10 protein-coding genes are annotated in these 13,010 nt (G+C 62.2%); 3 read left to right on the top strand and 7 right to left on the bottom strand.

All coding sequences use genetic code 11. From position 1 onward, the window contains the following. Nucleotides 1–452: 452 nt before the first annotated feature. Both DEIDE_RS17400 and ddrOP3 read left to right on the top strand, forming a co-directional pair. On the top strand, nucleotides 453–842 hold the full coding sequence (locus tag DEIDE_RS17400) for a hypothetical protein (RefSeq protein ID WP_041228090.1): 390 nt from the start codon (nucleotides 453–455) through the stop codon (nucleotides 840–842). A gap of 77 nt (nucleotides 843–919) precedes the next feature. Beyond that, entirely contained in the window at nucleotides 920–1,309 is a 390-nt protein-coding gene (gene ddrOP3 / locus DEIDE_RS17395; protein WP_012695046.1) for an HTH-type transcriptional regulator DdrOP3, read from the top strand. Nucleotides 1,310–1,373: 64 nt separating this feature from the next. Here the strand turns inward: ddrOP3 and DEIDE_RS17390 are convergent, their stop codons facing one another. Further along, nucleotides 1,374–1,883, bottom strand: coding sequence for a hypothetical protein (locus tag DEIDE_RS17390; protein ID WP_012695045.1), 510 nt, complete (start codon nucleotides 1,881–1,883; stop codon nucleotides 1,374–1,376). Nucleotides 1,884–2,143: 260 nt separating this feature from the next. Between DEIDE_RS17390 and DEIDE_RS17385 the strand changes: the two genes are divergently transcribed. Continuing rightward, a complete protein-coding gene (locus DEIDE_RS17385) occupies nucleotides 2,144–3,208 on the top strand; it encodes a spore photoproduct lyase family protein (protein WP_012695044.1) in 1,065 nt (354 codons plus the stop codon). A gap of 121 nt (nucleotides 3,209–3,329) precedes the next feature. On the opposite strand, the gene DEIDE_RS17380 is transcribed toward DEIDE_RS17385, so the two are convergent. The 6 genes from DEIDE_RS17380 to DEIDE_RS17345 all read right to left on the bottom strand — a co-directional run bounded on the left by DEIDE_RS17380 (nucleotide 3,330) and on the right by DEIDE_RS17345 (nucleotide 12,881). Then, the gene (locus DEIDE_RS17380; protein WP_012695043.1) at nucleotides 3,330–5,504 is read right to left on the bottom strand and encodes a cyanophycin synthetase family protein; all 2,175 of its coding nucleotides are present in this window, start codon (nucleotides 5,502–5,504) and stop codon (nucleotides 3,330–3,332) included. 1,366 nt (nucleotides 5,505–6,870) lie between these two features. Further along, complete coding sequence (locus DEIDE_RS17365; RefSeq protein ID WP_012695041.1) at nucleotides 6,871–7,965, bottom strand: NAD(P)-dependent alcohol dehydrogenase; 1,095 nt, start codon at nucleotides 7,963–7,965, stop codon at nucleotides 6,871–6,873. Then, on the bottom strand, nucleotides 7,962–9,545 hold the full coding sequence (locus DEIDE_RS17360) for a mannitol dehydrogenase family protein (protein ID WP_012695040.1): 1,584 nt from the start codon (nucleotides 9,543–9,545) through the stop codon (nucleotides 7,962–7,964). The genes DEIDE_RS17365 and DEIDE_RS17360 overlap by 4 nt, the downstream gene beginning before the upstream one ends. A 143-nt stretch (nucleotides 9,546–9,688) precedes the next feature. Then, entirely contained in the window at nucleotides 9,689–10,534 is an 846-nt protein-coding gene (locus tag DEIDE_RS17355) for a carbohydrate ABC transporter permease (RefSeq protein WP_012695039.1), read from the bottom strand. A 1-nt stretch (nucleotide 10,535) separates the two neighbouring features. Further along, a complete protein-coding gene (locus tag DEIDE_RS17350) occupies nucleotides 10,536–11,462 on the bottom strand; it encodes a carbohydrate ABC transporter permease (RefSeq protein WP_012695038.1) in 927 nt (308 codons plus the stop codon). A gap of 96 nt (nucleotides 11,463–11,558) precedes the next feature. Then, entirely contained in the window at nucleotides 11,559–12,881 is a 1,323-nt protein-coding gene (locus DEIDE_RS17345) for an ABC transporter substrate-binding protein (RefSeq protein WP_012695037.1), read from the bottom strand. Nucleotides 12,882–13,010 lie beyond the last annotated feature (129 nt).

Here is a 13,010-nt window from a genome sequence, read left to right as displayed (position 1 = left end):
GAACGCATACGTACAGCGTAAGGGCGAAACGTTCTTCAGGACGCAGGCGACTGTCTGTGTTTACCTGTGCGGTGCCTCGCAGATAGGGTTCTGCCGGTACGGGTAATGATCTGCCATCCGTCGCAGCAGGTGGTCAGTCTGGAACAGCAGTCCCAGTCCGCACCTGAACCGCGTCTCGCCCCAGCCGAGATCCGGATTCGTGCGGTATGGCTGTGCGATGACACACGAATGCCGCACGGAATCCAAGGACTCAGGCAGGAGCTGCGCAACGGGAGCCCATAGGTTGTCAAGCCCGCTATCGGGAACCGTTCTGGCGACCTGGCCGCGCACTCACCCCTTCCCGCCGTCCGCAGACCTGAACTGGCGGGTTCTGGAGAATGGGGCCCCCAGGACCGATAGAAGGACCTGCCTGAAGCGCTCTGAGGGCAGCACTGCCCCATACTTTGAACGCTATGACTTCACCCGCCAATGCGAAACCAGGCAGCTGGCTCCTGTACATCATTCTGATCGTGCTGGCGTTCGGTCTAGGAGCATTTCTGCGTTCCGTACCAGGCCAGGAAGACAGCGCCCCGCAGGCTTCTGCAGCTTCAAGCGTCATCACGGTCGACGAGTCGGGCTGGACAGCCTGCCCTACGCGCCTCGGATTTGAGACGTTCTCTCGCTTGGCGTCTTCAGGGGACGAAACCGCCTCGGCCCGCGCCTATGAAACGTACGGGTGCACCACCATCCGCAAGGGGCAGCCCGTATACCGTGAAGCGGGCAGTGCGTTTGGGACGGTGGTCGGAATCCGTTATGTGGGCGAGACCAGGATGCGCTGGACGGCCGCCGACGCTCTCCGATGATACTCCTTGCCCTCAACCGGGCGAACATCAAGTCCGTCTCACAACAAAACGCAGGGAAGGGTTTAAGCTGAGGACATATGAAACTTTGCGAGCGACTCCGTGAACTCCGCCAGGAACGAGGATTACGCCTCAAAGACATTGCCGGTGCCGCCCAGATCAGTGTCCCGTATCTCAGTGACCTTGAGCGCGGCCGCACCAACCCCAGCCTGGAGACGCTCCAGTCCTTAGCAAGCACGTATGGCATTACTGTCCACGATCTGCTTGAAGGGGTCGAGTTCTATGGCGATCAGACCGCCGGAGCCCTTCCGCAAGGTCTGGCGGACCTCATCGCTGATCCGGCTCTGGGCGCGCAGCTCACGCCCGACTGGATACGCACCCTGGCCCGCATCGAACTGCGTGGCAAGCGCCCGCGCGACAAGCAGGACTGGTTCGAGATCTACCTGCACCTGAAACGCATCCTCGATTGAGGCAAGCGGGTCATGTTCCCGGTGGGTGCGTCCGGATGCCCCGGGCCACTCAGAGGAGTTCGCTTCATCCAATAGGCCAGATGCTGAGCACACTCTTGAACCCGCCGTCCTGCGGGATCAATGCACACCCCACCGCCCACTGGTCCACCAGGGTGAGGTACATCCCCAGGTCCTTCTCTTTACGGGCGTTGTTCAGGCACGTGTTGAGCTCGTCCTTGGTCAGCGACAGGTTCAGCAAGTCCTTCGTCAGTGCCGAGAACGCCTGGGCGTGTGTTTCCGCCAGTGGATAGGCACTCGCCGTGAGCTGCATGTCGTAGACGTACCCGTCGGTCATGCGGATGATGGTCAATTGCCCAAAAATTTTCTGAATTTCATACCGCGAGGTCGTCAGTACGACTGAGGGGTAGGTCTCGTGGGGTCCGACCGTGACTTTCAGGGGACGGCAACCATACGTACGGCAGAAGGGCCGGCTGGAAACAGAATCAATTCGTTGCAGAAAGTCCGGCACCTTAGCGTTCTGCGCCAGCGCCAGGGGAGAAACGGTGAGGAGGGCGAGCCAGGTGATGCGGCGCATGCAGTCAGTATGTCGGCGGCAAGCTGCTTGCGTAGGCGAAAATGCCCGTCGTGGCGATCAACTGCCCTTCTCTTGCCGCTGTTGTTTAAGAGCAAGCAAAGCAACTGACGTGAGGATCGCTGGGTTTTCATCCTTCTGAAGTCGCAGGCATGAGATGCTCCTGGACCCACCCCAGGGGAACCCTGAAGCCACCTCAGTGGCCGGAGCAACTTCGTCTGCCAACTCGCGTTCGTTTCATCGCGCAAGCTCTCTACTGAGACATGCCTTCACGGTTCCCCCTCGACATTCGCCTGATCTATGTTGACCCCCAGGCAGCGCAGTTGTCCCGGGGGCAGGACATTCTCAACCGTTTTCCTGACGCCCAGCGCATCGAGGTCACGTCGCACCAGAACATTCCTGGGCTGCACGGGAACGCCGGCCTGGTCAAGGACTGGTTGCGTATCAAACGTCAGGTCCTCGTGCTGGGCATCCGTAAGACTCTGACCATGAGGCCGAACGGCCGCAGTGCAGACTTCATAGCCCCAGGGATGGCAAATGGGTGCGCGCTGTCCTGCGCCTACTGCTACGTTCCCAGACACAAGGGGTATGCCAATCCCATCACCACCTTCGCCAACATCGGCGATGTGGACGCGGCGCTGCGTAAACATGTCCAGCGCCTGGGGCCGAAACTGGAACCGAATTCAGTTGATCCCCACTCGTGGGTCTATGACCTGGGTGAGAACAGCGACTTGAGCGTTGACGCCCTGATTTCGGACAATGTGCTTGACCTGGTGACCCTGTTCCGGGGTCTGCCCAACGCCAAGGCTTCGTTCGCCACCAAGTACGTCAACCGGAACCTGCTGACCTATGACCCCCAGGGCCGAACGCGCCTGCGGTTTTCCCTGATGCCGGCGTCCATGGCCCGGGTCGTGGATATCGGCACGTCGCCCATGCCTGAGCGCCTCACGGCCATCAACGACTTTGTGGAAGCCGGGTACGAAGTTCACCTGAATTTTTCACCCGTGGTGATTTTTGAGGGTTGGACGGCCGCCTATACCGAGCTGTTCCGTCAGATCGACGCTCTCCTCTCGCCGCAAGCGAAAGCACAGTTGGCCGCCGAGGTCATCTTCCTGACACACAACGTTGGCCTCCACGAAGTGAATCTCGGCTGGCACCCGAAGGCTGAGGAGCTGCTCTGGACGCCGCAGTGGCAGGAAACCAAACGGTCGGAATACGGGGGCGTGAATATTCGGTACCGAAGGGGTCTGAAAGGCAAGGCGGTCGAGCGTTTTACGACGTTATTGCGCCGTGAACTGCCTTACTGCACAGTTCGCTACGCCTTCTGAAAAAGGCCCGTCGGGCACGCCGACATGGACGCCGACAGAGCGTCAGGCGTCCTTTCATAGAGGCGGGCTGCAGGCCGAAGGGCGCTTTCAGATTCGGACCAAGAGGTGCCAAACCTGCCCCTTACCGGGCTTCGTGCGGTACATACCGCACGATCTGCTGCCACACGGCGTCCACCTGGGTGGGCATGATGACGGCAATATCTCCTGGCCGCGCCAGGTTCAGGGTCGCGTCGACTGCGTCGGATTCCTCCAGCACCAGGTGGATGCGTTCAGATGCGAAACCCGCTGAACGGGCACCCTCGGCCATCAGACTCATCGTCTCGCCCCGGGGGCGGCCACGTCCATCCGGACCCTCCCGGAACACCAGCTCGTCGAATGTTCCTGCCGCGATTTCGCCCACCTCGCGGATATCGTCGTCCCGCCGGTCTCCCGGAACGCTCACCATGCCGATCAGGCGACCTCCAGGGGACCGCAGCCGGTGCAGCAGGGCGCGCTGGGCAGCCAGTGCGTCCGGGTTATGCGCGTAATCGAGGATCACGCGAAAGCCGTGCGCATCGTGCACGTTCAGGCGGCCTGGGCTCTGTTCGAATGACGACGTGAAGGTCGTGAGCGCGGACCGAATCACCTCCAGCGTGAGGTCCAGGCCAAGGCACATTGCCGCCGCCGCGAGGGCGTTTTCGACGTTGAAACGTGCCAGGCCGCCCAGGGTGGCCGGGATATCGGCGGCGCGCATCAGGCTCTGTCGTTCGCCCCCGTCATAGACCGCGATGACATCTCCGTCCGCCTGCGGTTCGCACACGACGGCGAGGCCACCAGCATCAATGTGGTCACGCAGCGCTTTATTGCCGTCCAGACCACTTATAGAGAACAGAGCAATGCGACCGCGCGCCACACGGCGCATCCCGAGCGTCAGAGGATCATCCGCATTGAGGACACTCAAACCGGATGAAGCCACCACACGCACGACAAGTGACTTCACCCGCGCAAGGTCCCGCACGGTATTCACGCCCCCCAGGCCCAGGTGATCGGACTTCACGTTCAGAACCGCCCCCACGTCCGCACGGTCAAAACCCAGACCTTCACGCAGCAGGCCTCCCCGAGCAGTTTCCAGCACTGCGACTGTTACTGCCGGGTGACGCAGCACCATACGCGCACTTTTCGGTCCGGTCGCGTCGCCTGAGTGAATGCGCTTGTCGGCAACATACACCCCGCTGGTGTTCGTGAATCCGACTGTATGGCCAGCGTGCGCCAGGATATGCGCGACCATCCGTGCCGTGGTGCTTTTGCCGTTCGTGCCTGTGAGGGCCAGGATTGGAATGCGGCTGCGGCTGCCTGAGGGGAACAGCTGCTCGAGGACGGCCTTCGCGACTCCACGCAGCTGACCATCAGAAGCCGGCGGGTGTCTCTGAACGCCTCGGACGGGGTCCACGGCCGAGCGGCTGAGGTCCGGTTCCTTCCCATCCATGCCAGCCCCAGGGGCAGGGTGCCGCGTATCGCCTGCGCTGCTGCGCTGGACCAGCCGGGCATGGTGCCCGTATCCCAGCTGCACCTCGCCGTCATCGAGGTGTATCACTGGAATGTCACGCCGGCGCGCCGCGCGCACAATCGCTTCTGTGGCCGGATCGGGGGACGTGCGGTGGGCGAGCCGTTCAAGGGCCGCCATGGCTGCCGCCAGGTCGAACGGTACAGCGGTCAGCGCGGGCTCTGCGGGGTCGTGGTACAACCTCTCGAGGTTCCGGAGGCCTTGCAATTGCGGTGGCAACAGGGAGTCCACCAGGCGAAGCGCGAGGAACCCGGCCAGGAACCCGACATGCTCGTCCCGGTACGTATACATCACGGTGTACAGGCCGCTTTGCCCATGCGCACGCAGGGTCCTGCCGTGCCGGGTGCGCTCGCCGACGATCGACTGCAGTTCTAGGGCGATGTGCTGCGCGACCTGCCCGAGCCGCGTACCCTCCTGCAGGCGGCGGATGAACCCTCCGGGTTGCCGCGACGAACCAGGATGCGATTTGAGCGTTGGAAGCTGCTCCAGCAGGGCGTCTGTGAATTCCGGCAGGCGGGTCGTGGGCCAGGCCTCAAGCGCGCCCAGGTCAAGGACGATGCGCACCATGGGCCGCATCGAGTGGACGTGCGGGCCCCGGTAGACGCCGCGTTCCAGCACGCGCATGGGAAGGGTCGTGCGGCCCTCGGAGGGCGCGGCCTGACTTCCGGTTACCACCGTTGTGTCCTTCGCTGGAGGAGCGTCATGGGTGTTCCCAGCATAACCGGTGGCGGTCACACCCCTGGGCAGCGTCATTGAGAGCCCCTGGGAGGGAATGAGGTGTGGGGGTCACTTCACCCATGGGGACAAAGGGAGCAGGGAGGGGAGAACGGGAAGCGACGAGGGCACTCGCCAGGAAGAGCGGAGTGGTCAGGGAGCTTTGAGGGCTGCCATCAGGGCGCAGGCGAGGGCCTCAGTCGGCGTGGATGCACAAGCGTAGGCACTAAATGTCTTGACGCCCTTGTGAATGACGGCACTGTACTCGTTGTTCGGAGTGCTCTCTACACTCCAGTACCACCCGCGCGCTTCAATTTCTTCGCGTAGAGCAAGCTCAAGGAGAATTGGTCCGTTATGGTTTCCCCAGGAAGTCCAGTGACTCCGCTGGGAATGACGTACCGTAAAGCTGACGGGGCTGATTTTCACCCGCTCCGGGAGGATTTGCGCCAGCTCGTTCACTACGTCTCTGATCACCGGCCAACCTCCACAGTGTCGGCATGCCAGTCGCTGTGTCCAAGAATTTTCCGTGCCTTCTGCGCGCCTAGATAGTTCGACATCGGCCATCAGAATACGTGCCCGCTTGGGGCGGCCTGGCGATGATGACAAAACGAGTAGCCTGGTTGTTCTTCGATTGACGTGAATGCTGCTGGAATGCGAGTAACCGCGGCGTAAGCAGGGGCTCTGACAGCTTCACGCCAGACGGAAGCGCTGCTGAATGGGTGCTTCTCGTCATTGCGGCACAGATGGTGGTGCAGGTGTCGCAGTGAAGATTCGAAAGTCTGACGTGCAGAGCTATAGATTCTTGAGTCAGTCGTCGATTGAAGTTGAGAGTAGTGCGTTGCTGCTGCTGTGTGGGCCGATAAGACTGTTTTACGAGGTTGTTGCAGCCGGTCGTCAAGATGACCTGGACGTGCTCGACAGTGTGGAGCACAGGAAGCTCGCGCAGCACTGCCCCGTAACCCCATAGCTGGTCAGTGCGAATGATCTTTGGTACAACGCAGTTCTCCAGCAGGCGCCCGGAAAAAGAATGAGCTGCCTCAGCAGGCGGTGTGCCTTAAGGAGAAGGTTCAGCGCGTGCCTGTGTTCGTCGAGCGCTGGCCACGAAAAACGCTTGATTGCCCACTTCGACGCACACTAGGTCCAGATGCCATTGGGAATCCCCCGGGATTCTCGGTGAGGCGCGGCGCTAACATGATGTTTCCCTGTCCTAGGGTCTACAGGCAAACTTGAACCTCGCGCTTGTGGAGTGGTTCCCAAACGTCATGCTGGCTGACAGGCAGGCGATCGTACTACCAGAGTGCCTGCCTGATGATGCTGCTGGAAAACGGTGGCGGGAGGGTTTACAGTCAGATACAGCCGAGCACCTTATGTCAGAACCTTTCGTGGAGAAGCAGACGGGGACCACTCAGCCAACGTCGATCATCACCTTCATGCTGGTGCGCTTCTCGCGATCCGCGAATTCGAACGCTTCCGGCGTCTGATCGAACGTGTACCGGTGGGTGACCAGCGCGTCGAGGTTCACCGCCCCGCTTTCCACGAGGGCGATGGCCGCGGGGTAGCAGTTGGCGTACCGGAAGACGCCCCGGATCGTCACTTCCCGGCTGGCCGCGGACACGATATCCAGGCTGACCTCGGGGTCCGGCGGCAGTCCCACCAGGACGGTCGAGCCTCCGGGGCGGGGCGCCGCGAGACTCAGGCGGGTGGTGGGCAGGCTTCCCGCTGTCTCAAACGCCACGTCCACGCCAGCATGTGACTCGGGCAGGTCTGAACGGGTAATCTCACGGATTCGCTGGGTGGGGTCCTCATGGCGGGCGTTGATCGTGTGCGTGGCGCCCACCTGACGGGCCAGGTCCAGCCGGAAGTCCTCCAGATCCACAGCGATCAGGGTGGTGGCGCCGGCGGCCTTGGCGGCTTGCAGCGTCGTGCATCCGATCGGGCCGGCACCGAAGACCGCAATGCTCTGCCCCGGCGTGACCGCTCCCTTGCGTGCCGCCCACACGCCCACCGCGAGCGGCTCGATCAATGCTCCCGCGTCATCACTCAGGCTGTCCGGCAACGGAAACACGAAATCATCCGGCCAGAGGACATGCTCTGACAGCGCGCCGTGAATGGGCGGCGTGGCCATGAAGGTCATGTCCGGGCAGAGGTTGTACTCGCCGCGTTTGCAGTAGGCGCAGCGCCGGCAGGGATAGCCGGGTTCCAGAGCGACCCGGTCGCCGGCCTTGACCCGGGTGACCTCTTCGCCCACCGCGTCGACGACGCCCATCACTTCATGGCCGAGAATTAGGGGCGCGTCCACCACGTACTGGCCGATCCTGCCGTGGGTGTAGTAGTGGATGTCACTGCCGCAGACCCCGATGCGGCGCACGCGCACGCGGACTTCGCGGGGACCAGGAACGCCGACGTCGCGGGTCTCCCAGCGCAGATCACGAATGCCGTGCAGCACACTGGTGCGGGAAGAACGGGCAGCACTGTGAGAGGCGAGATCAGACGAGGTCATGGTGTTTCCTCATGCACCGGTTTGCTCTGGCCTGCATCGGGGAGGTTGGTTGCGGTTTTGGGAGAAGTGAAAGCCGGCGACAAGGGCTGGACGGGTGCTGCTGCGTGCTGCTGAACCATGACCTGAATGGCCCCCAGGGCACCATGACTGTCCAAAGTATTTCGCGCGGTCAGGTACGCTTCGCGGAACCGGGCATTCTGCGCGAGGTCCCCGAAGATGTCCTGTAGTTCGAGAAAAGCTCCTGGGTGCTGGACGTCTCTGACAGCGCCGCCAGTGATGGATTCAGCGCGGGGATCAACCAGCGCGGGATAGTGTCCCTCATGCGCGGCGGCAATATACCGGCTCCAGGCAGCGACCACCAGCGCTGAGCGGTTCACGGAGCCACCTGCCGCCAGGCGCTCACGGACAACTGGAAGCAGAAATTTCGGAATGCGTTCGGAACCGTCCACCACCAGTCGGGCGAGGGTGTCCTGAATGGCAGTGCTGGCAAAACGGGCAATGAGCTGCTCCCGGTAGGCGGCGATGTCCACGCCCGGCACCGGGTGAAGGGTTGGCGTGGCTTCGTCAATCATGTAACCAAGCAGAAAGTCCACGAAAACGGGATCCTGGCAGACCTCGTGCGCGTAGGTGTATCCGGCCAGAAGGCCCAGTTGACCCATGGCCTGGTGGGTGGCGTTAAGCAGCCGGAGTTTCATCAGCTCGTACGGCTCTACGTCCTGCACAAGCTGCACTCCCACCTGTTCGAGGGGAGGGCGGCCCAGCGTGAAGGTATCTTCCAGAACCCACTGGGTGAAGGACTCGGCCACCACGGGCCAGGCGTCGTCAATCCCGTACTGGTCTGCTACGTCCTGCTGGATCTGGGGGGTGGTGACCGGCGTGATGCGGTCCACCATCGAATTGGGGAACGCGACTCCCTGTGAGATCCATTCCGCCAGCTCCGGGTTTTTCAGGCGGGCAAAGCTGATGAAGGCCCGGGCGGTGACATGGCCGTTGCCCTGCATGTTGTCGCAGGACATCACCGTAAAGGGGAGAAGGCCGCGTTCCCGCCGCCGGCGCAGGCCCTCGGTGATAAACCCGAAGACAGTGCGGGGAACAGCGCCCTCGGTCAGGTCGTGCTGAAGCTCCGGTGTGGAGGGATCGAATTCGCCGGTGGCGTTGTTGGTGCCGTACCCCCCTTCTGTAATGGTCAGGGAGACAATTTTCGTGGCCGGATCAGCCAGTTTCTCCAGCACCGCTTCTGGACTGTCCGGCGCATACAGGTACTCGCGGATGGCGCCGATGACACACGCTTCTGAGTGTCCTTCCGGCGAGCGGGTGACGAGGGTATACAGGTTGTCCTGGGCCGCAAAGACGTCCCGCATGCGGGCGTCACCTGGCAGCAGACCGACGCCGCAGATGGCCCATTCGGAGCCGGCCCCGGTGTTCAGCAGGCGGTCGAGGTACATGGCCTGGTGAGCGCGGTGAAAGGCGCCTACCCCGAAGTGAACGATGCCGGACGTCAGTTGTGAGGGATCGTACTGGGGGACAGCGACGTTGCGGTTGAGGGTAGCAAGCGTGGAGGCGTTCAGTTTGACCGTCATAAAATCTCCGGACTCCGTCGAACGTGAGAACGTCGGATCTGGCCAGGGGCCAGGGGCATGTTATGGATGTGGGAAAGAAGGTGGTTGGCCAGGGAGCTCCGGGGATCAGCTTCCCTGGCCCTCAGCGGGCACAGGACGCGGCCTTACTTCACGGCGCCGAAGCTCAGACCACGGACCAGCTGACGCTGGGCGACCCAGCCGAAAATCAGCACCGGCAGCACCGTCAGGACGGCCGCAGCGCTCAGCTGCGCCCAGAACAGACCCATGCTGGTTTTGAACGAACCGATAAACACACTCAGGGGCGCCGCATCGGAACTCGTCAGGTTCAGCGCGAAGAACACCTCGTTCCACGCGAAGATCAGGCACAACAGCGCGGTAGCGGCCATGCCAGGAGTCGAGAGCGGCAGGGCAATCCGGAAGAACTCCTGGCCCACGGTGGCGCCGTCCACCTTCGCGGCCTCATAGATCGCGAAGGGGATCTCGGTCATGTACGAGTGCATCATCCACACGACCAGCGGCAGGTTCATGGTGGTGTACATCAGGATCAGGCCGGGCAGGGTGTCGAGCAGCTGCAGGTTACGGAACAGCAGGAACAGCGGCACGATCACGCCGACAGCTGGCATGAACTTCGTGCTCAGCATCCAGGTCAGCACGCCCTGGGCGCGGCGGGTCGGGTACACCGCAAGCGCAAAGGCGGCCGGCAGGCCCAGGATGAACGCCAGGATGGTCGAACCGACCGCAGCAACCAAGCTGTTCTTCAGTGCGGGAAGGTAGCCGGGCAGGGCCCGTTCGAAGTTGTCGAAGATAGGCGTGAAGCTGAATACTGGCGGCGCGGCGAATGCCTGCGCTTCCGTTTTGAAGGCGGCCATGAACATCCACACCAGCGGGAACAGGAAGGCCGCGGCGAGCAGGTACGTCAGGACCGTCAGCAGGATATTGCGCACGCGGTGGCGATCGCTGACGTTACGGATAAAGGGTGAAGCGGTCATGTCAGCCTCCCCGGCTGCTGGTCGAGCGGTTGATGAGTTTGAGCAGGTACACGGCCAGGATGTTGGTGAGGATGACCGTGATGACCCCTGCAGCGCTCGCCAGGCCGATGTTGTACTCGGCAAAGGCCTTCTGGTAGATGAAATAAGGCAAATTTGTGGTGGCCACGCCAGGGCCTCCGGAGGTGGAGCCGTAGATCTCACCGTACACCTGAAGCAGCGCGATGGTTTCCATCAGCACGACCACCTGGATAGCCTGCATCCAGTGCGGCAGCACGATGTGCCGGAATTCCTGCATGGGGCTGGCGCCGTCGAGCCGGGCAGCTTCGATCTGGTCGTCCGGCAGGCTCTGGAGGCCGGTGAGCAGGATCAGCATGGCGAAGGGCGTCCACTCCCAGGTGACCATGGCGATCACGCTGGCCATCGGGTACTGCGCGAGCCAGTCGACCGGCTGACCTCCCAGGCTGGCGACCACCCAGGAGAAGAAGCCGAACACCGGGTTGAGCAGCATGTTCTTCCAGATGACAGCGGTGACGATCGGCATCACCAGGAAGGAGCTGATCATCAGGGTGCGCAGCAGGGCCCGTCCGGCAAACTGCCGGTTGAGCAGCAGCGCCAGCGCTCCGCCCAGAATCAGGGTCAGCAGCAGGCTGCCGCCGGCAAGTAGCACGGTGTTGCCCAGGATGCGCAGGTTCTGTGGATCGGTCAGCAGCGTGACGTAGTTCTGTACACCAATGAACGGCCGGCTGCTGGGATCGACGAGGTTATACCTGAAGAACGAGTAGTACACCGTCATGAAGAACGGCACCTGGGTGGTCAGAATCAGATACAGCATCGCCGGCCAGATCAGCACGGAGGGAGTAAGGCGCAGACCGCGCTTGGGAGCCGGCGACGTGGTGGTCACGGTTGTAGGGGGCGTGATAGCCGTCATGGATAGGTCTCCTGCTCGGGGCGTGACAACAGCGGGGAGGAGGGGGCGAGGACGTGTGCCCTGCCTCCCTCCTCCCACAGCAGGGTGCGCCGGAGGTTACTTCTGGTAGCCGCCTTCCTTGGCCACCCGCTGGGCTGCTTCCTGGGCCTGCTTCAGGGCCTGGTCGACAGTGGTCTGGCCGCTGATGGCGCCGGCGAGGTACTGGCCCACCTGGGTGCCCAGTGCCTGGAATTCGGGGATAGCAACGTACTGGATGCCGGTGTAAGGCACTGGATCCTTGGTGGCCTTGTTCACGTCGGCCTTGCTGATGGAGCTCAGCACCTGAGCGCTGAATGCTCCAGCGGCCTTCTTGTAGTTGGCGTTGTTGTAGGTGCTGGTGCGGGTGCCGGGAGGCACGCTGGCCCAGGTGCCCTTGGTCTTGGCGACCAGGGCGATGTACTCCTGGCTGGTGGCCCAGGTGATGAACTTGAACGCGGCGTCCTCCTGTTTGGTGCTCTTGGGAATGGCCAGGTTCCAGCTCCAGTACCACGCATTGCCGCGCGGAGTGGTGCCCACAGGTGCGGCGGCGAAGCCAACCGACTTGGTGATCTTGCTGCTGCTGGGGTCGCTCAGGAAGCCGGCGGCCACGGTGGCGTCCACCCACATACCGCATTTGCCCTGGCTCATCAGGGTGAGGTTCTCGGTAAAGCCGTTGGACGTAGCGCCGGGAGGGCCATACTTGCGGATGGTGTCCACGTAGAAGGTCATGGCGTTTTTCCAGGCCGGAGAGTTCAGCTGAGCATTCCAGTTCTGGTCAAACCAGCGGCCGCCAAACGTGTTGACTACGGTGGAAAACACAGCCATGTTCTCGCCCCAACCAGGCAGACCACGCAGGCAGATGCCGTATACGCCCTTGGAGGGATTGTGGATTTTGGCGGCGAAGCTCTGAATCTGTTTCCAGGTAGGGTTGGCGGGCATGGTCAGGCCAGCGGCCTTGAAGAGGTCCTTGTTGTAGAAGGTCATGGAGCTCTCGGCGTAGAAGGGTACGGCGTACAGCTGTCCCTTAACAGTCAGTGCGCCGCGCACCCCTGGCAGGACGTCATTCAGCTTGTAGCTGCTGGCAATGGCCGGGTTTTTACTGAACAGCGGGGTCAGCGGCTTGAGCCAGCCGTTCTTGGCCCAGATCGGCACTTCGTAGGCCCCCACGGTGGCAATATCGAAGGAACCGGCGCCGCTCGCCACATCCAGGGTGATCTTCTGGCGCAGTTCGTTTTCGGGCAGCACCACCCATTTCACGTTGATATCCGGGTACTTCTTGTTGAACTCAGGGGTGAGTTTCTGCATGGTCACCATGTCCGGGTTATTGACCGTGGCGATGGTGATGGTTGCTGCCTGAGCACTGGCGAACAATGAGAGGCTGAGCAGGGCAATTCTCTTCATGGGGAAACCTCCGGGAACCGCGCAGGGCGGCAGGCGAACGGACGATCGGCATGGCGTCGCTTCGTGCTAGGGGAGGGCGGATTCCCTCTTCTTTTTGAATGGTCTCGTGGCCATCATTGAAACACACTC

The organism is Deinococcus deserti VCD115, assembly GCF_000020685.1.
GTDB lineage: Bacteria > Deinococcota > Deinococci > Deinococcales > Deinococcaceae > Deinococcus > Deinococcus deserti.
Note: the sequence above shows the minus strand (reverse complement) of the source record. Positions and strands in the feature narration are given on the sequence as shown.